The 18,345-nt window shown below is 64.8% G+C and carries 20 protein-coding genes; 13 read left to right on the forward strand and 7 right to left on the reverse strand.

Going from position 1 to position 18,345, the window contains the following annotated elements; genetic code table 11:
- Nucleotides 1-5 precede the first annotated feature (5 nt).
- Nucleotides 6-1,583, reverse strand: a complete 1,578-nt coding sequence (locus CHB97_RS23755) for an MFS transporter (protein ID WP_089290511.1) — start codon at nucleotides 1,581-1,583, stop codon at nucleotides 6-8.
- Nucleotides 1,580-2,773 (reverse strand): HlyD family secretion protein, encoded by a 1,194-nt coding sequence (locus tag CHB97_RS23760; RefSeq protein WP_089290512.1) that lies wholly within the window; start codon nucleotides 2,771-2,773, stop codon nucleotides 1,580-1,582. Before CHB97_RS23760 ends, CHB97_RS23755 begins: the two co-directional genes overlap by 4 nt.
- 162 nt (nucleotides 2,774-2,935) lie before the next feature.
- On the opposite strand from CHB97_RS23760, the gene CHB97_RS23765 reads away from it, so the two are divergent.
- The 5 genes from CHB97_RS23765 to CHB97_RS23785 all read left to right on the forward strand — a co-directional run bounded on the left by CHB97_RS23765 (nucleotide 2,936) and on the right by CHB97_RS23785 (nucleotide 6,432).
- On the forward strand, nucleotides 2,936-3,397 hold the full coding sequence (locus CHB97_RS23765; RefSeq protein WP_089290550.1) for a MarR family winged helix-turn-helix transcriptional regulator: 462 nt from the start codon (nucleotides 2,936-2,938) through the stop codon (nucleotides 3,395-3,397).
- 39 nt (nucleotides 3,398-3,436) lie between these two features.
- Nucleotides 3,437-4,078, forward strand: a complete 642-nt coding sequence (locus CHB97_RS23770) for a LysE family translocator (RefSeq protein ID WP_089290513.1) — start codon at nucleotides 3,437-3,439, stop codon at nucleotides 4,076-4,078.
- A 125-nt stretch (nucleotides 4,079-4,203) separates the two neighbouring features.
- Complete coding sequence (locus CHB97_RS23775; protein WP_089290514.1) at nucleotides 4,204-4,902, forward strand: carbonic anhydrase; 699 nt, start codon at nucleotides 4,204-4,206, stop codon at nucleotides 4,900-4,902.
- 56 nt (nucleotides 4,903-4,958) lie between these two features.
- Entirely contained in the window at nucleotides 4,959-5,600 is a 642-nt protein-coding gene (locus CHB97_RS23780) for an outer membrane lipoprotein carrier protein LolA (RefSeq protein ID WP_089290515.1), read from the forward strand.
- 58 nt (nucleotides 5,601-5,658) lie between these two features.
- The gene (locus CHB97_RS23785; protein WP_089290516.1) at nucleotides 5,659-6,432 is read left to right on the forward strand and encodes a gamma-glutamyl-gamma-aminobutyrate hydrolase family protein; all 774 of its coding nucleotides are present in this window, start codon (nucleotides 5,659-5,661) and stop codon (nucleotides 6,430-6,432) included.
- A 42-nt stretch (nucleotides 6,433-6,474) separates the two neighbouring features.
- Here CHB97_RS23785 and CHB97_RS23790 read toward each other — a convergent pair whose 3' ends face one another.
- Nucleotides 6,475-7,242: a methyltransferase domain-containing protein gene (locus CHB97_RS23790; RefSeq protein ID WP_089290517.1), complete on the reverse strand. Its 768-nt coding sequence runs from the start codon at nucleotides 7,240-7,242 to the stop codon at nucleotides 6,475-6,477.
- A 440-nt stretch (nucleotides 7,243-7,682) separates the two neighbouring features.
- Here CHB97_RS23790 and CHB97_RS23795 point away from each other — a divergent pair, with 440 nt between their 5' ends.
- On the forward strand, nucleotides 7,683-8,885 hold the full coding sequence (locus CHB97_RS23795) for a sensor histidine kinase (RefSeq protein ID WP_160106216.1): 1,203 nt from the start codon (nucleotides 7,683-7,685) through the stop codon (nucleotides 8,883-8,885).
- A 61-nt stretch (nucleotides 8,886-8,946) separates the two neighbouring features.
- On the opposite strand, the gene CHB97_RS23800 is transcribed toward CHB97_RS23795, so the two are convergent.
- Entirely contained in the window at nucleotides 8,947-9,630 is a 684-nt protein-coding gene (locus CHB97_RS23800) for a TetR/AcrR family transcriptional regulator (protein ID WP_089290519.1), read from the reverse strand.
- 102 nt (nucleotides 9,631-9,732) lie between these two features.
- Here CHB97_RS23800 and CHB97_RS23805 point away from each other — a divergent pair, with 102 nt between their 5' ends.
- The 4 genes from CHB97_RS23805 (at nucleotide 9,733) to CHB97_RS23820 (ending at nucleotide 13,732) form a co-directional block, all read left to right on the forward strand.
- Nucleotides 9,733-10,929 (forward strand): acyl-CoA dehydrogenase family protein, encoded by a 1,197-nt coding sequence (locus CHB97_RS23805; RefSeq protein ID WP_089290520.1) that lies wholly within the window; start codon nucleotides 9,733-9,735, stop codon nucleotides 10,927-10,929.
- On the forward strand, nucleotides 10,926-11,954 hold the full coding sequence (locus tag CHB97_RS23810; RefSeq protein WP_089290521.1) for a phosphotransferase family protein: 1,029 nt from the start codon (nucleotides 10,926-10,928) through the stop codon (nucleotides 11,952-11,954). The genes CHB97_RS23805 and CHB97_RS23810 overlap by 4 nt, the downstream gene beginning before the upstream one ends.
- Nucleotides 11,951-12,292: a DUF6285 domain-containing protein gene (locus CHB97_RS23815; protein WP_089290522.1), complete on the forward strand. Its 342-nt coding sequence runs from the start codon at nucleotides 11,951-11,953 to the stop codon at nucleotides 12,290-12,292. Before CHB97_RS23810 ends, CHB97_RS23815 begins: the two co-directional genes overlap by 4 nt.
- Nucleotides 12,293-12,406: 114 nt before the next feature.
- Nucleotides 12,407-13,732: an SRPBCC family protein gene (locus tag CHB97_RS23820; RefSeq protein ID WP_089290523.1), complete on the forward strand. Its 1,326-nt coding sequence runs from the start codon at nucleotides 12,407-12,409 to the stop codon at nucleotides 13,730-13,732.
- Nucleotides 13,733-13,736: 4 nt separating this feature from the next.
- On the opposite strand, the gene CHB97_RS23825 is transcribed toward CHB97_RS23820, so the two are convergent.
- Complete coding sequence (locus tag CHB97_RS23825; RefSeq protein ID WP_244559685.1) at nucleotides 13,737-14,471, reverse strand: TetR/AcrR family transcriptional regulator; 735 nt, start codon at nucleotides 14,469-14,471, stop codon at nucleotides 13,737-13,739.
- A gap of 117 nt (nucleotides 14,472-14,588) precedes the next feature.
- Nucleotides 14,589-14,903, reverse strand: coding sequence for a 2Fe-2S iron-sulfur cluster-binding protein (locus CHB97_RS23830; RefSeq protein WP_089290524.1), 315 nt, complete (start codon nucleotides 14,901-14,903; stop codon nucleotides 14,589-14,591).
- 111 nt (nucleotides 14,904-15,014) lie between these two features.
- On the opposite strand from CHB97_RS23830, the gene CHB97_RS23835 reads away from it, so the two are divergent.
- From CHB97_RS23835 to CHB97_RS23845, 3 genes are all read left to right on the forward strand, one after another.
- Nucleotides 15,015-15,866 carry an enoyl-CoA hydratase/isomerase family protein gene (locus CHB97_RS23835; RefSeq protein ID WP_089290525.1) on the forward strand — a complete coding sequence of 284 codons (852 nt, stop codon included), beginning with the start codon at nucleotides 15,015-15,017 and terminating at the stop codon, nucleotides 15,864-15,866.
- 65 nt (nucleotides 15,867-15,931) lie between these two features.
- A complete protein-coding gene (locus CHB97_RS23840) occupies nucleotides 15,932-16,345 on the forward strand; it encodes a nuclear transport factor 2 family protein (protein ID WP_089290526.1) in 414 nt (137 codons plus the stop codon).
- 7 nt (nucleotides 16,346-16,352) lie between these two features.
- Nucleotides 16,353-17,144, forward strand: coding sequence for an SDR family oxidoreductase (locus CHB97_RS23845; RefSeq protein ID WP_200820100.1), 792 nt, complete (start codon nucleotides 16,353-16,355; stop codon nucleotides 17,142-17,144).
- 155 nt (nucleotides 17,145-17,299) lie between these two features.
- Here the strand turns inward: CHB97_RS23845 and CHB97_RS23850 are convergent, their stop codons facing one another.
- On the reverse strand, nucleotides 17,300-18,064 hold the full coding sequence (locus CHB97_RS23850) for a TetR/AcrR family transcriptional regulator (protein WP_160106218.1): 765 nt from the start codon (nucleotides 18,062-18,064) through the stop codon (nucleotides 17,300-17,302).
- Between the last annotated feature and the right edge of the window lie 281 nt (nucleotides 18,065-18,345).

The raw sequence follows: 18,345 nt of genomic DNA on the forward strand, positions 1-18,345 counted from the left end.
ACCCCTCACCGCCCCGCCGGGGTGAAGGGGGTGACCGGGGCTCGGCCGATCAGGGCGGTCAGCAGGATGGCCACCAGCGCCACCCAGAAGCAGAGCCAGAACCCGTCAATATAAGACAGCACCGTCGCCTCCCGCTGCACAAAGGTGGACAGGGTGGCCACCGCCTTGGCCCCGGCATCCCCGGCTGTGCCGGCGAAACGGTGGGTCAATTGGCTGAGCAGGGCGGTCACGCCGGGATCGCCCCGTTCCACATGCAGGCCGATCAGGTTGGAATGCACCTGTTCAGACTGGCGCAGCCAAGTGCTGGTCAGGGCCCCCGCCAGCGCCACGCCGTCCACCCGCAGCACCTGGATATAGGCGGAAATGGCGGTGGCGCGGGCCGGGTTGACATTGGCCAGCGACAGCAACACCACCGGCAGAAAGGTGAAGCAATGGCCCAGCGACTGGATCAACACCATGCCGGTGAAATCCCCCGGCCCCCAATCATGGGTCAGCCGCGTCCCCATCCAGGCGGCCAGGGCAAAGGCCGCCAGCCCGATGGTGATCATCAGCCGCCCGTCAATCCGGCCCAGCAGCCAGACGGAAATCGGCATCACCAGGAACAGCGGCAGGGCCCCGTAATGCAGCAGGAACGGCCCCGTCTGTTCGGGCCGCAGATGCGCCACGCTGGTCAGGAAATTGGGGATCAGGGTGGAATTGGAGATGGAGGTGACGGTGTAAAGCGTGGCCACCAGCAGCAACAGCCCGATATTGCGCGACAGCACCACGCTGGCACTGGCCCAGGGCTGTGGCACCAGTGCCTCATTCACGCAGAACAGGGCCAGCAGCAGCACCCCGCCGGCCAGCAGCCCCACCACCAGACCCGATGACAGCCAATCCAGCCGGTTGCCCTGATCCAGCCCGATATAGAGCATGGTCAGCCCGGCCCCGAACAGCAACATGCCACCCCAGTCGGCCGTTGCCAGCAATTCCCGGTTGGCCGGTTCGCGCGGTGCCCCGTAATAGGCGCAGAGCGCCAGCAGCGGGGCCAGCACCACATCCTGCCAATAGAGCCATTGCCAGCCCCATTGCCCGACATACAGCCCCACCAGTTCCACGCCAGAATTGATGGCAAAGGCCTGACGGAACACATAGATGGCAATGGCCGGCGCCCACCATTTCATCGGCAGGTTCCGCAGAATGATGCTGATGGTCGCCGGCACGAACAGGCCCAGCAGCAGCCCCTGCACCACATGCAACGCCAGCAGCGTGCCGGGGTCGCGCAGCAGCGGGATCACCAGACAGAGCAGGGCATAGAGAAAGGCCGGCACCACCAGCACCCGGCGCACGCCGAACACCACCACCAGCCAGGCGACACAGGGCGCGATGAAAATCTGCGGGGCCATGGCGACACTGTTCAGCCACGCCCCTTCATCCATGCCCAGGCCAAAGGCGCCGCGCAGATCGGCCAGCCCGGTGGAAAACAGGCGGGAATGGAAGTTGGTCATATAGGCGCCCAGCAGCACCGCCACCACCGCCAGCAGCGGATGGTGGGAGCGGCGGCCGACGGAAATCGGCCCGGCGCTGACCGGCTGACTGGTCATGGTATGCGCTCCGCCACCTGGGGGGCCTTGTCATCCAGCGGGACGGGCGTGCTGTCCGTGTGGATGCGGGTTTCCACCGACATGCCGGGGCGCAGCCGCTCCAGCAGCTTCTGTCCGGGTTCCAGTTCGATCCGCACGGCAATGCGCTGCACCACCTTGGTGAAATTGCCCGTGGCATTATCCGGCGGCAGCAGGGCAAAGGTGGCACCGCTGGCCGGCGACAGAAGGGCGACATGGCCGTGCAGCACCTGACCGGGGAACATATCCACCGCCACCTCCACCGCCTGACCGGGGGCCACGCGGGTCAGCTGGGTTTCCTTGTAATTGGCCACCACATGCACATCGGGCAGCGGTACCAGGCTGATCAGGCTGCTGCCGACGCTGACATAATCGCCTTCATGCACCTGCGCTTCCCCCACCACCCCATCCACAGGCGCGGTGACGCGCGTATAGGCCAGTTTCAGCCGGGCCGCCTGCAGGGTTGCCTCTGCCGCGCGCAGTTCGGCCGTGCGTTGCGTCTGCTGGCCGGCCAGCACATCCAGTTGGCGGCGCTGCGCCTGGGCGCTGGCCTCTGCCGCACGGGCATTGGCCACGGCCTTATCATGGTCGGCGCTGGCCTGTTCCACCTTCTGCCGTGTGCCGGCCAGCCCCCGGTGCAGCAGATCATCCTGGCGGGCGGATTCCAGCCCCGCCTGCCGCTGCGTGGCCCGCGCGGCCTGCAACTGGGCCTCTGCCTGGGCGATGCTGGCCTGTTGCAGGGCAATCTGGTTGGTCAGATTATCCAGCGTCGCCTGGGCCGAGGCGACACCCGCCTCCGCCTTGGCCAGATCGGCCTGATAATCGGCCGGGTCGATTTCCAGCAGCAGGTCGCCCTTGCGGACCCGCTGATAATCCGTCACCGCCACACGGCGCACGGCACCGGCCACCCGCGCGCCCAGCCGGGTGACATCGGCGCGGATGCTGGCATTGTCCGTCACCTGCAGATCCGCCCCGCCGACCCAGCCATCCCAGCGGGCCGATGCCACCAGCACCAGCGCCATCACGGTGGCCACCGCGAACAAAGGCACGGCCAGCCGCCCCACCGCCCCCGTCAGGGCCGAGCGCATATGCGCGCCCAGCGCCCCCGATTTGGGTTCATGGCGGGAAGGGTGCGGGGAAGGAGGCGGGAGAGACGGATTGTCGCTGGACATGGGGCTTCACCTTTGGCCAGAGCAGGGCCACTTATTATCTGTCTACTGATATTCAGTATGCTGAATAATGGTGGCGATGATATGGTTCCGGGAAAAGCGCGCTTCGCGCATGGCTGGCTTCAAAACCATGCAACGAACGCATCCCATAGCGAGGAAAAGCAGATGAACGCGGAGATGGCCCTGGAAGAGATGCCCGGATACCTGATCCGGCGCCTATGGCAGATCTCCACCGCCCTGTTCCTGGAGGAAACCCAGGGGCTGGACCTGACAACACCGCAACTGGTGGCGATGCTGCTGATCGTCAATGAACCCGGCCATGATCAGACCTGGCTGGGCTGCCGCTCCGCCCTGGACCGCACCACGATCACCGGCGTGGTGGACCGGCTGGAAGCGCGCGGCCTGATCCGGCGGGAGGTTGACCCCAGCAACCGGCGTGCCCGCCTGCTCTATCCCCTGCCAGAGGGGGAAGCGCTGATGGCCCGGGCGCGGCCCGCCGTGGCCCGCGCCCATGAAAGGCTGCTGGCCCCGCTGCCCCCCGCGGAACGGATGGTTTTTCTCAGCTTGCTGCACCGGCTGGTCGATGCCAATAACGACCAGAGCCGCGTGCCCCTGCGCCTGCCTTGACCGAAAAAGGGGCCTTCCCGTCCTTCAAGGATGCGTCCGATGAATTCCCATACGCTGGGCCTGTTCCTGTTCACCTGTTTCTTCCTGTCGGCCACGCCGGGGCCGAACATGCTGTCGGCGTTGGCCATGGGGGTGCGTCATGGGCTGGGCGGGGCGGCCTGGGGTGGGCTGGGCATGTGCCTGTCGCTGGGGCTGATGGCCGCCTTGTCGGCCCTGGGGCTGGGCGTGCTGCTGAAGGCGTCGCCGTTGGCCTTCATGATCTTCAAATGGGTGGGCGTTGCCTATCTGATCTGGCTGGGGATACAGGCGATCCGGGCACCGCTGCCGGACACCGATACACAGGGCGATCTGCCGGCAGATGCGGCCACGGGGCGCAGCAACCGCCCGCTGGGCCTGCTGCTGCAAGGCGGGCTGATCACCGCCAGCAACCCCAAGGCGCTGATCTTCATGGCCGCCTTTTTCCCGCAATTCATCGATATGACAAGCCCGCTGGGGCCGCAGCTGGCCATTCTGGTGGGCACCATGCTGGTGATCGAATTCGGTTGGATCATGACCTATGCCGCCGGCGGGCGCAGCCTGGCCCGCCGGCTGTCTGGCCCGCGTGCCAGCCTGTGGCTGAACCGGGGCACCGGGGTGTTGTTGATCCTGGCGGGCGGGCTGCTGTCCCTGGCTTCCCTGTAACCATTCTGTCACTGACCCCTGCGTTGACGTAGGGGGAAACCATACAGGTGCGGTCTGGACAAGAACCGCCTGTCCTGCGCATGGTGCGGTGCCACAGGATATCGAACGGTCACAGGGGTGAACGCATGTTGAAGGATCTGATCGACGGTTTCCGGGAATTCCGCCGTACCAATTTCCGCCAGCAGCGCGGGTTGTTCCGCACCCTGGCCTGGGCCGGGCAGAAGCCGAAGGCGGCCCTGATCACCTGCTGCGACAGCCGCGTCGATCCCACCCTGATCTTCGCCACCCAGCCGGGCGATCTGTTCGTCATCCGCAACGTGGCCAATCTGGTGCCGCCCTATAAGCCCAGTGAAGATTACCACGGCACCTCTGCCGCGCTGGAATTTGCCGTGCGCGAACTGGGGGTAGAATCGGTGGTGGTGATGGGCCATTCGCTCTGCGGCGGTGTGGCCGCCTTGACCCATGATCGCAGCCAGTCCAAGGCCGACTTCATCGGCCAATGGGTCTCCATCGCCGATCCGGCCCTGGCGGCCGTGCGTCAGGGGCTGGAACCCGGCCAGCCGGTGGACCTACCGGCACTGGAGCGGGCGGTGGTGAAGCTGTCGCTGGACAATCTGCGCACCTTCCCCTGGATTGCCGAACTGGAACGTGAAGGCAAGCTGGAGCTGGAAGGGCTGCTGTTCGATGTAGGCGGGGCCGAACTGCATGTGCTGGACAAGGTGACGGGCAACTTCAACCCGGTGCCGCAAATCCGCCCCCGGCTGCGCCCGCGTGGGGGCCTTGCCGCCGCGGCGGCCGCCCTGGTGGATGCCGGGCGGGAGTGACAGGCCCGGCCGGCCCTTCCCTAAATCCGCCATGATCGGCGTCTATCAAGGCAATCATGCGCAAGACCCTTCTGGCCCTGCTGGCCGCCGCCCCGCTGCTTTCCCTGCCCGTTGCCCTGCCGACCCCGGTGCAGGCCGCCACCGCCGTTGCCACGGCGGATCAGCCTGCCCTGCTGGCCAAGGCGGAAACCTATCTGAATGGCATCACCAGCCTGAAATCGGATTTCATCCAGACCGCCGATAATGGGCAGAGCGCGCGCGGCACCTTCACCCTGCTGCGGCCGGGCCGGATGCGCATCAGCTACGCCCCCCCGGTGGAGAACTTCATCGTTGCCGATGGCAAGTTCGTCTATTTCTGGGATGCCGAGGTGAAGGAGCAGCAGAACGCCCCCATCGGCAGCACGCTGGCCGATTTCCTGCTGCGCGACAAGATCACCCTGTCGGGCGATGTCAAGATCACCCAGGTGGCGCGCGATGACGGGTTGCTGGAAATCACCCTGGTGCAGGCGAAAGATCCCGGTCTGGGCAGCCTGACCCTGGTGTTTGAGGAAACGCCCTTTGGCCTGCGCAAATGGCGCGTGCTGGACGCCCAGGGCAAGCTGACCGAGGTGGCCCTGCAGAACCCGGAATTCGGTGTAAAGCTGGACGCCAACCAGTTCTATTTCCGCAATCCCACGCGCGGGCGGGAGCGGGATTGACGGATGCTGTTGGGCGGTTACCATCCTGGATGACCGTCACCACCGGAAGCCCCGCATCATGACCATTGCCACCAAACCCGCCCATCGCCCCCTGGTCGGCCTTTCCTGCGATGCGCGGGAACTGGGTCAACACCCGTTCCATGTGGTGGGCGACAAATATATCCGGGGTGTCAGCCATGGCGCCGGCTGCCAGCCGGTCTTGATCCCGGCGCTGGGCGACTGGTGGGATGTGGAGGGGTTGCTGGACCGGTTGGATGGGTTGCTGCTGACCGGCAGCCCCAGCAACCTGCACCCGTCCCATTACGGCCTGCCGGATGAGATGGTGACCCCGCCGCTGGACCCGCACCGCGACGCCACCACCCTGCCGCTGCTGAAAGGCGCGCTGGCGCGCGGCCTGCCCGTCTTCGCCATTTGCCGGGGCTTTCAGGAACTGAACGTGGCCCTGGGCGGCACGCTGCACCCGCGCGTGCAGGAAGTGCCGGGCCTGATGGATCACCGCGACCCGGAACATGAACCGGTGGAGGTGCAATATGCCCCGGTGCACAAGGTGGCGCTGACGCCGGGCGGGGCCTTTGCCCGCATCACCGGCCAGAAGGAGATCATGGTCAATTCCCTGCACCAGCAGGGTATCAACCGTCTGGCCCCCGGTCTGGCGGTGGAGGCGACAGCCCCGGACGGGCTGATCGAAGGGGTGCGGGTGGAAGGGGCCGGCTTTGCCATCGGCGTGCAATGGCACCCGGAATGGCGCTTCTGGGAAAACCCGCCCTATGCCGCCCTGCTGGCTGCCTTTGGCGATGCTGTGCGGGATTATGCCAACGGTCATCATTCATGACCGTTGGGACGGCGGCGACCGCCGCCCGGCGCTGATGCCGGCCTATTCCTCCCCCGTCTCCACCTTGCGCCGTTCGGCCGCCATGCGGCCGAAGACAGGTTGGGCGGCGGGGGACAGCAGGCGGTGGCGTTCCTTCTGCTTGGCACGGGCGGCACTGGCATAGATCTGCTTGGATGCCTCGATCATATGCACACCGGCAAAGGCGCGGAACCAGCGGCGGCCCAGTTCTTCCACCGCACCGGCGCTGGCCAGCAGGAAGCGTGATTCGGTGGGCGGCAGGAACAGGGCGTAATCCTCCCGCTCCGGCACGAACATGTTGGCCTGCAAGGTGCGCTTCAACTGCGAGGGGGAAAAGGGGCTGCCCATGCCGAAGGGTGTGCGGTCGGAACGGGCCCAGATGCCGCGCCGGTTGGGTGCCACGGTGATCAACCGCCCGCCACCCGCCAGAATGCGCCAGAGTTCCCGCATCAGCGGGCGCAATTCTTCGGTACATTCCAGCCCGTGGATCAGCAGCACCCGATCAATGCTCATATCCGGGAAGGGCAGTTCCGCCTCATCCGCCAGGGTCACCAGACCCGGCCCTTCCGGTGGCCAGCCGATGACGCCCTGGCTGGCTGGCATCACCGCCATCACCCGTTCCGCCTCTTCCTTGAACAGGCCGAGATAGGGGGTCGCATAGCCAATGCCCAGAACCCGCAGCCCTTTGACATCCGGCCACAGGGTGCGGATGCGGCGGCGGATCAGCCGGCGCACCATCTGGCCGGTGCTGCCCTGGTAGAAATCGCGCAGATCAAGGACATCGCTATACATGCGCTGATCCTAACACGGATCGACGGGCAAAGCAGAGATTTGCAAAGATCGCTGAAAGCAAAGAAAAAGCCGGCTGTGCCTGGCACGCCGGCTTCAGATGATCATCCCCGGATCGGCGAGACACGCCCGAGGTTCCATCCTTTTGTGACGTCGATCGCTCGCCACAAGGCAAGACGGACAATACGCGAAACCGTGCCCACCGCCAGGGGCAACCGACGATGCAGCACTGCATTTGCCCCTGGCGTCACATTTGCGCAACATCATGCGCTGCAATGGTAACAGTTTGGTATGGTACCGAATACGATATCAACCTTTTTAGCAATAAACGAACAATCAGGGACAGAGGCTGGTTTTCTTTATTCGCCAGATTGTCTAAACTATTAGTCAAATGTCGGGCACCAATATGGGGGGTGACCGGCCGGCCAATGGGGGGCTGTCTCGTGGGGAAACTGCGCCTGCTGTTGCTCAACCTGCTGCTTCTCCCGGCCTATGGGGCGGTGGGATGGCTGGGGGGGACGGTTTCGCTGCCGGCCGACTTGGCATTGCCGGCCATCTGGCTGCCCGCCGGTTTTGCCCTGCTGATCCTCTGGTTCGGGGGGCGGCAGCTGCTGCCGGGGGTTCTGGCGGGCACCGGGCTGACGCTTTACCTGATGCAGGCGGGACCGGGGCTGATACTGGCCGCCCTGACAGGCGTCGGCGTGGCGGCCCTGCTGGCCCGCACCATGACCAATCTGCGCCGGGTGATGCAGGGGGAGCGCGAGGCCCGCCGTCAGGCGGAAGAAGCGCTGGCCCGGCTGCGCGGCACCCAGGATGAACTGATCCAGGCAGAGAAAATGGCCTCTCTGGGAAGGCTGGTGGCCGGCATCGCGCATGAGGTGGCAACCCCGGTGGGCACCGCCCTTGCCGCCTCCACCCGGCTGGTGCAGGAAACGCGCGGCATCCAGGATGGGCTGGCCAAGGCCACCCTGCGGCGCGAACAGATGCAGGATTATATCGAGGCGACGGCGCTGGCCGCCCGCATCCTACAATCCAATATGGAACGCGCCGCCCGGCTGATCGAAAGCTTCAAGCACGTGGCGGTGGATCGCACCCGGCAGGACCGGCGGCGATTCGATCTGGTCGGCTATATTGAGGAGGTGCTGATCAGCCTGCGGCCGCAGACGCGCAAGACACCGCATAAGATCAGCCTGACCGGGGCCAGCCGGCTGCCGGTTGATCTGTATCCCGATGCGGTGGCGCAGCTGGTCACCAACCTGCTGGTCAATGCCATCACCCACGCCTTCCCAGGGGGACAGGCGGGGGAGATTGTGATTTCCCTGGGCCAGGATGCCGAAGGCTGGGTGGAATTGCGGGTGAGCGATAATGGCGTGGGCATCGCGCCCGACGCCATGCCGCATATTTTTGAACCATTCTTCACCACCAGACGGACCCAGGGCGGCAGCGGGCTGGGGCTTTATCTGGCCTATTGCCAGGTGACCCAGCGGCTGGGCGGCAGCCTGACCGTCAGCCCCATGCCCACGGGCGGGGCACTGTTCCTCGCCCGTTTCCCCAGTCGTTCCCCGGAATATCAGACGCCGCCGGTGCCAGCGGCGGAATCGGCACCGGCACCGATCAATCTGGCGGAAAAACGCCTGTCGGCGTGAAACCGCGCCGCTGTATTTTTACCACCTGCACCCGACAGGGTGCGCTTTAGGACCGGTGGGATCAGGCCAGCAGCATATTCCCCACCATATCCACCAGCACCGCAACAAAGGCATCAGGCTCCACCCCGCGCTTGCGGTACTTGGCACGCTTCACATACCAATCCTGCAGCATCGGCTTGATCAGGGCGGCCGCCATCGTCGGATCGACGGGACGGAAGCGGCCGGTATTGATGCCATCGGCGATGACATCGCGCAGCAGCGCTTCCGTCCATAATTCGCTTTCCACCGCCATCGCCCGCCCCTGCTTGCCAAAGGCCTTGGCCTCCATGAAGGCGAAGACGAACCAGGGGCCCATGGCCTCGGTCAGATAGACGTGGCGCGCCATCAGGGCGCGCAGCCGCGCCAGCGGATCACCGGCCGCAACATCCGGTGCGGTCAACACCAGACCGATGGCATCCACCACCTGCCCCAAAATCATCAGTAGCAACGTGTCCTTGCTGTCGAAATAGCTGTAGAGCGCGCCCATCGACAGGCCCGACTGTTCCGACAGGTCGCGCAGCGACATGGGATGGAAGCCGTTGCGGTTGGACAGCACCAGGGTGGTCTCAATGATCCGCGCCAGATTGGCCACCGCCGTCTCGGCCTTGCGTACCCGGATGGTTGCCTGATGCCGCTCCAGAATGCGGCGACACAGCGCCTCCATCGATAGGTCGAATTCCTGCTGGAACGTGCTGTAACTGTCCATACCGGCCCCCTTCGCTGCCCGACATAGCATGAACGGCCATTGCCGGCGAAGCCGAAAGGCGATATAAAACGAGCGCTCGCTCTTTTTTGAAAGACCGCCGACATGGATTTCACGCTGCCCCCCGCCCTGGAGGATTATCGCCGCCGCATCCGGGATTTCGTGGAAACGGAAATCCTGCCGGTGGAGGCGGACCGCAGCCAATGGGACGCGCATGAGAATATTGCCGACGGGCCGTTGGCCGCCCTGCGCGCCAAGGCCAAGGCGGCCGGCCTGTGGACCCTGCAACTGCCGCAGGAAGCCGGCGGCCAGGGCCTGCCCTTCACCGGCCTTGCCGCCTGCTATGAGGAGATGAACCGCTCCATCTTCGGCCCCGTCTGCTTCAATGCTGCCGCCCCCGATGATGGCAATATGCGGCTGCTGAATCAGGTGGGCACCGCGGCGCAGAAGCGCCGCTGGCTGGACCCCATCGTCGAAGGGCGGGTACGCTCCGCCTTTGCCATGACTGAACCGCATCCGGGCGGCGGGTCCGACCCGTCGATGATGCGCACCCGGGCGGAACGCCGGGACGGGCGCTGGGTCATCCATGGCCATAAATGGTTCATTACCGGGGCCGGCGTCGCCCAGCATTTCATCCTGCTGGCCCGCACCTCTGACGATCCGCGCAAGGGCCTGACCGCCTTCCTGTTCGACCGCGACCAGCCCGGCTGGCGCATTGAACGTCGCATCCCCATCATGGGGCCGGAGGAACATGGCGGCCATTGCGAGCTGATCTTCGACGGGCTGGAAGTGGCGGATGAAAATGTGCTGATGAATGTCGGTGACGGGCTGAAAGCCACGCAAATCCGCCTGGGCCCCGCCCGGCTGACCCATTGTATGCGCTGGACCGGTCTGGCCAAGCGCTGCCTGGAAATTGCCGGCGCCTATGTCAAGGAACGCCACAGCTTCGGAATGCCGCTGGCAGAGCATGAGGGGGTGCAGTGGATGCTGGGCGAAGCGGCGATGCAGATCGAGATTTCCCGCCTGCTGACCATGCGGGCCGCCGCCGAACTGGATCGCGGCCATTTCGCCCGCAAGGAAGTGTCGATGGCCAAGGTGCAGGTGGCCGACACGCTGTCGCGCACCGTGGATACCGCCATCCAGCTGTGCGGGGCGCGCGGCTATTCCCGCGATACGGTGCTGGAATGGATTTACCGCTATGCGCGGCAGTCGCGGCTGGTCGATGGCGCCTCGGAAGTACATAAGATGGTGCTGAGCCGGTCCTATCTGACCGAAGGGGACGCGTTCTGGGGGTGGTCATGAGCGTGCCCTCCCTTTCGCCAGAGCAGTTGCAGGCATTGGCCGACTGGCTGACCGGGCAGGCCGGGGCCGCAACGGTACGGCTGGCGGATGTGCGCCGCCTGTCGGGCGGTGCCATCTCCGTCAATCTTTCCATGGATTTGATCATTGCGGGCGGGCCGTTCGCCGGATGTCAGCCGGTGGTGTTCCGCGCCGGGTCGCCCAGCGGTGTTTCCGCCAGCCTGTCCAAGGCGCAGGAGGCGGCCGTGCTGCGCGCCGCCTTCGATGCCGGCGTCACCGCACCGGAACCGCTTTTCGTGCAAGGCGATGGCGCCTTGCTGGGCAGCCCCTTTTATATCATGCGGCGGGCGGGCGGGGTGGCCGCTGGCCATCGGCTGGTGAAGGCGCCCCCCTCCCCCGCGCTGGCCCATGATCTGGGGCAGCAGCTGGGCCGGCTGCATCGTCTGCGCCCCGGTGCGCCGGGGCTGGATTTCCTGCCCCTGCCGGCGGCTGACCTGCTTGATGATTGTCTGACCGCCTATCGTGGTTGGCTGGGGGAAATGGCGGGGCTTGATCCGGCACTGGCCTATGGCCTGCGCTGGCTGGATCGGCGGCGGCCGGCGGTGGGCGATCTGGTGCTGTCGCACCGCGACTACCGCACCGGCAATTATCTGGTGGAAGCGGGAAAGCTGACCGCCATCATCGATTGGGAATTTGCCGGCTGGTCCGACCCGATGGAGGATATTGGCTGGTTCTGTGCCGCCTGCTGGCGTTTTGGCCGGCGCGACCAGGAAGCCGGCGGCATCGGCGACCGCGCCGATTTCTATGCCGGCTATGAAGCGGCCACCGGCCGCCCCGTCAACCATCAGGCCGTGCGCTGGTGGGAGGTGATGGCCCATCTGCGCTGGGCCGCCATCGCGGTACAGCAGGCCAAACGGCATGTTTCAGGCGCGGAACACTCCCTGGAACTGGCGCTGACCGGCCGGATGCTGCCGGAAATTACCCATGACATGCTGCGGGAAATCGACCAGATGGAGGCGGCCGCATGATCCGTGATCTGCCAGACAGCCAGAACCTGCTGGAAACCGCGCTGGCCAGCCTGCGGGCGGAGCTGCTGCCCAACCTGCCCGATCACGCCCGCTATACCGGGCTGATGGTGGCCAACGCCCTGGCCATCGTGTTGCGCGACCTGCAGGCAGCGGAGGCACGGCGCCGCATCGCCGAAACGCTGACCGGCCTGATCGGCCAGGATGATGCCCCGGCCCTGTGTGCCGCCATTGACGCCGGCCGGTTCGACGAACCGGCCCCGGATGCCACCTTGCGGCAGGCCCTGCTGACCATCACCCGCGCCCGCCTGTCGATCAGCAATCCAAAGGCATTGGGCTAACGGCCCTGCATGGGTCGTTGACGACGGGTTCGCGCGGCCATACATTGATCAATGACTCACCAATCACAAATAAGCGGCACCCGGCCGCAATCGAACAGCGGAGGATGCAACCCCATGTCCGTGATCAACAGCCAGCCGCCCCAGCCCGCCGTCGAGCCGTCCCCCACGCCGCCGCCCTTGCGTGGCGATCCCATCACCGGCAGCCGTTATACCAGCCGGGACTTCATGGCCCTGGAATGGGACCGGATGTGGACGCGCATCTGGCATATCGGGGGCTGGGCGGCGGACCTGCCGGAGCCGGGCGATTACATCACCCACGAGATCGGGCAGGAGAGCATCCTGATGGTCCGGCAGGAGGATGGATCGGTCGCCGCCTTCTACAATGTCTGTCCCCATCGGGGGAACCGGCTGGTGCATGGCGATCTGGGCCATGCCAAGGTCTTTACCTGTTCCTATCATTCCTGGCAGTTCGACCGGGCCGGCACCACCTGCCGGGTTCAAGACCCCGATGATTTCCCCCAGGGAAATCCCTGCGGCAAGGTCAAGCTGTCCGCCATAAAATGCGAGGTCTGGGGCGGTTTCGTCTGGTTCAACATGGACCCGGCAGCCCCACCCTTGCGCCACTATCTCGACCCTGTGGCCGCACAATTTGAAAAATACAGCATGGATCAGCAGGTTCGCGTGCTGTACCTGACGGCAGAGGTCAATTGCAATTGGAAGGTCATTCACGACAATTTCAATGAAAGCTACCATCTGCCGACCCTGCATCCCGAACTGTCGACCTTCATTGAGGATGCCTATCAGGACACGCTGTTCGACCTTTACCCGTCTGGCCATAACCGGATGCGGATGAAGGGCGGGATGCCTTCATTAAGGGCGCAGAGCGTCACCGACGTGGCCCAGCCGCTGGATGATATCCTGCGCGCCTGGGATCTGGACCCCGCCGCCTTTCAGGGCCATGCCCGCGATGCCCGCCGGGCCTTGCAGGAACAGAAACGACGCCTGGGCCGGGAACGCGGCTTTGCCCATTATGATCTGCTGGATGATGACCAGTTGACCGACTATCACCATTACACCCTGTTCCCCAATGTCTCCCTGACCATGAGTGCGGACGGGTTCCAGTTGCTGCGGCCGCAGCCGCACCCGACCGATCCGGAGAAATGCCTGTTCGACCATTGGTTCATGGTGCCGGTGGTGCCGGGCCAGACGGAGGCGATGACCCCCGTGGGCCCGCGCCCCCTGGCCGAGGCAGAACATGAAATCTTCAGCCATGGCGATCAGAGCCTGGGCTTTGTCGCCGATCAGGATCTCTCCATCGCCGTGGGACAGCAGCGGGGCCTGCGCTCCCGTGGCTTCAAGGATGCCTATCTGACCGGGCAGGAAGCGCGGGTCCGCCGGTTCCACGAGATGATCAACGATTATATTGAGGGTCGGCGCTGATGCCCTATGCGTCCGTCACCGCCGTAACCCGGCGGCGGCGGACGGGTTTGGGCGCTGCCTCTGCCGCTGGTGCGACCGCTTCCGGCACGGCCAGCATCGGGGACAGCGGCCCGGCCTTCAGGCCATTGGCGACAAAGCGCAGATAGGTATCCAGCATCTCCGGCGACAGGGGCCGGATCTTGCCATCGACCGCGCAGAACCGCATCAGCAGATAGGAGCGCGCGCCCATCAGCATACTGGCCACCTGTTCCAATTCCGCCTCGCTATAGAGCGGCGGTTCCTGGTCCTTCAGGCTACGCCGCAGCGACCGGACATAGCGTTCCAGCAGCATGTCGACATGGGCACGGAAGGCGGTGGGGGCGAAAAGCTCCGCCTCCATCATCAGGCGGTACATATAGGGATGGGCCACCAGATAGGCGAAATTCGCCTCCAGCCCCCGCCGCTCCACCTCCAGCAGGGAGGTGGCGTTGCGCACGGCGTCGCTGATCTTGTCCAACATGCGGGCCCCCAGGGTGGGCAGCAGCAGGTCGAACAGTTCCTGTTGTGATTTGAAATGCAGATAGAAGGTGCCGTGCGCCACCTTGGCCTTGGCCGTCACCCGCGCGATGGAACAGCCGGAATAGCCATAACGCCCGACGATCTTGGCCGCCGCCTCGATCAAAGTCAGGCGCGTGGCCTCATTCTTTTCCACCTTTTCGGCGGACGGCTTCCGTTTCCGCCCCTGTGCGCTGACCGCCACCGTCCCCACTCCTTGACCCTGCTTCGCCACCGGACGACTGACGGCCGAGGCTGATTTCAAGGCGATGATAGCAATGGAAGGGGCAGCGGTTCAACCGGGGCGGCCTAATAAGGCCGTTCAGTCATCCGGCGCCACCACGATGGACAGGCCGGTCAGCGCCGGGCCGACCGGGATCTGACAGGCCAGACGCGACTGCGGCATGGTATCGGGCAGGTCGGCCAGCAAGGCCGCCTCATCCGCGCTGATCGGCGGCAACTGCCCCTCCATGGCATTCAGCACATGGATATGGCAGGTGCCACAGGCCATGTTCCCCCCGCACAGACCTTCCACCGACAGGCCGCCATTACGCAGGGCCACCATCAGGCTGTCACCATCGGGGGCGTCAAGGCTGTGCCGGGTTCCATCACGGTCGGTTACCTGGATCAGGGTCATGGCGCTTCCTTTATTGACTTATGATTCATTGATCATAATCATATCGACAGGGGCTAAGGTCAAGTGCCGTCTGGCGCAGACAGACAAAGGCAAAAGGGAGGAGCAGGAGACATGACGATTGCAGATGTGGTCGGCGTTGAACAGCGGGGGGCCGTGGCGTATGTCACCTTCAACCGGCCCGACGCGTTGAATGCCCTGGACATGGCCCTGGCCAGCGCCCTGGATCAGACCCTGGCGCGGCTGGCGGCGGATGCGGCGGTGAGCGTCATCGTGCTGACGGGGGCTGGCCGCGCCTTCATGGCCGGCGGCGATGTGCGGGAATTTGCCCAGACGCTGGACGGCCCCGCCGCCGCCCGCAGCACCTATTTCAACCGGCTGATCGATCATGCCCATGGCGCGGTCACGCAGATATGGCGGATGCCGAAGCCGGTGATCGCCGCCATCAACGGGCCGGTGGCCGGCTTCGGCATCGGGCTGGCGGCCGCCTGCGATTTTTCCATCGCCACAGAGAATGCCGGCTTCTCCCTGGCCTATTGCCATCTGGGGGCCACGCCGGATGGCGGGGCCACCCTGATGCTGCCGCATCTCTGCGGCCTGAAGCAGGCTAGCGAACTGGTGATGCTGGGTGACCGGTTCAGCGCCGCGGAGGCCCACCGGCTGGGCATCGTCAATCAGGTGGTGGCCGCCGATGCGCTGGCCAATACGGTGGACGCCTTGTCGCAACGGTTGGCCACGGGCCCACGGGGTGCCCATGCCGCCGCCAAGGCCCTGCTGCGCGGGCCGCTGACCGCCGCCTTCCTGGCGCAGTTGCAGGCCGAAAAGGACCAGTTCACCGCCCGTGCTAACGGTGCCGAGTTTGCTGAGGGGCTGCGGGCTTTCCGGGGCAAAAGGAAGCCGGATTTCACCGCCCGCCCGGACTTGACAAGCCAAGACCCGCGCTTCATTCTGACTAACGAATCATAAATCAACAATATGTCATCACGACCGGCCAAACCGGCCCCGTGATCCATGGAAATCGGGAGGAAACAATGCCGTTCACGGGACCGGTGGAAGACCGTCTGGCCATCCGCGAGCTGAATGAAATCTATGCGGATGCCGTCAACCAGCACAATGCCGAGGACTGGGCCTCCACCTGGGCGGAGGACAGCTTCTGGTGCCTGCCGCATGTGCCGGGGATGGAGAAACTGTCGGGCAAACAAACCATCGTTGATGCCTGGGTGGCGGCGATGAAACATTATCCCGACATTGTGTTTCTGGTGCTGCCCGGCTCCATCGTGGTGGCGGGCGATCAGGCGACGGCGCGCATGTATACGGCGGAATCCTATACCGACAGCGAGGGCGTGGCCCGCCGTACCCATGGGCAATATGACGATATCCTGGTGAAGATCGACGGCCAATGGGCCTTCAAATCCCGCACCTTCTCTGTCCGCTACTGGGTTTAAGGGGGGCATGATGGGACGTCTTGCCGGCAAGGGTGCCATCGTCGTCGGTGCCGCCAATCGGGACAATATGGGCCAAGTCATCGCCCGCCGCTTCGCCGCCGAAGGGGCCACGGTGGTGGTCGCCGGCCGCAAAGGCGATGAGCTGGAACGGCTGGCCGGGGAGATTGGCGGCCATGCAGCCCTTTGCGACATCACCGACCGGGAACAGGTTTTCGCCCTGGCCGCCTTTGCCAAGGAGAAGCTGGACCATGTCGATATCGCCCTGAACGCCACCGGCTGGGGCCTGCTGAAGCCGTTTCTGGAAACGACGGAGGAAGAGTTCGACCAGATGAGCGCGCTTCAGTTCAAGGGGCCGTTCATGTTCTATCAGGCGGTGATCGGTGCCATGGACCGGGGCGGATCGATCATCCAGATCAGTTCCGCCACCGCCACCATCATGCTCAACGACCATGCCGCCTATATGGGGGCCAAGGCCGGGACGGATCATATTATCCGCGTCGTCGCGCATGAATTCGGGCAGCGCGGGATCCGCGCCAATTCCATCTCCCCCGGCCTGACCGCCACACCGATGACGGCGGGGCATATGGCCATTCCCGGCCTGACAGAAGCCTTCCTGCCGGAATATCCGCTGGGCCGCATCGGCACGTCGGAGGATATCGCGGCGGCGGCTGTGTTCCTGGCGTCAGACGAGTGCTTCATGACCGGCCAGAATCTCCAGGTCAATGGCGGGCTGACCCTGCGCCGCAACCCGACAAAGGAGGAAATGGCGGCATCGATCGCACGGGCGGCGGGGGGTTAGAGATTGTCAGGTTTAGATTGGACCGATCGTCCCTTCTCTACCGTCACCCCGGCGCAGGCCGGGGTCCAGAATCAAAGGCGCTTTGCTCTACGAAATGGACCCCGGCCTTCGCCGGGGTGACGGTAGAGAGTGATTCAGCGTAAACCTGACAAACTCTAATCGTCCCCCTGCCCCGCCACCTTGCGCTTACGACGCGGCGCCAGCGGCACCACCTCTGCCGCTGGCGCCGCTATCGCTTCTGCCGGCATGTCCAGCTTCACGCCCAACCCTTCGGCGACGAAGCGCAGATAGGTTTGCGTCAGTTCCGGGGTCAACGGTTTCAAACTGTTGCCCTCCACACAGAACCGGGTCAGCAGGTAATAACGCGCGCCCAGCAGCATGGAGATGACGGCATCCAACTGGTCTTCACTGAAGGCCGGCTGGCTCTGCGCCGCCATCGACCGGCGCAGCGATTTCTTGTAGGGCTTGGCCAGTTCCTCAAAATATTGGCGATAGGCCACGGGGGCGTAAAGCTCCGCCTCCGACGTGACCCGGTGCAGATAGGGATGCTGCACCAGATAATCGAAATTGGCCACCAACCCGCGATGTTCCAGCTCGATCAGGCTTTTGCTGTCGCGTACCGCCTTGCCGATCACCTCCAGCATCTCCGCCCCCAGGGCGGGCAGCAACTGGTCGAACAGATCCTGCTGGGATTTGAAATGCAGATAGAAGGTGCCGTGCGCCACCTTGGCCCGGGCGGCGACACGGGCGATGGAACAGCCGGCATAGCCATATTTGCCGATAACGCGGGCGGCGGCATTCAGCAGCCGCGCCCGCGTCTCCTCGTTCTTCTGGACCTGCGCTTCCGATCGCCGGCGGCGGCCGGGGGACGGTTCCTGTTCATCCGACGGGGCGGTGGCTTTCGCTTTCCTGGGCGGCACGGGCAAACCTTGCTTTTGTCCGGGAGGGAGGCGCCATCAGCATATATGACTAATGACTCTATAATCATTTTGTCACAGTTGCGGGCGCGCTGCAATCCGGGCTGTTGCCCCACCAGACGGCTGTTGAATATCGGAAAGTGGCGTTGACGGAAGGATAACGGAAAGATACAATGACTAGTGAATCAAAAATCATTATTCGGGAGGATCGGACCACCGGGCAACAGGCCGGACAAGGTCCGGGGCAGCGGGAAATGGCGGGAACGGCCGCCCCTTCTGCCTGA

It is taken from the genome of Azospirillum sp. RU38E (genome assembly GCF_900188385.1).
In the GTDB taxonomy this organism is placed as follows: domain Bacteria; phylum Pseudomonadota; class Alphaproteobacteria; order Azospirillales; family Azospirillaceae; genus Niveispirillum.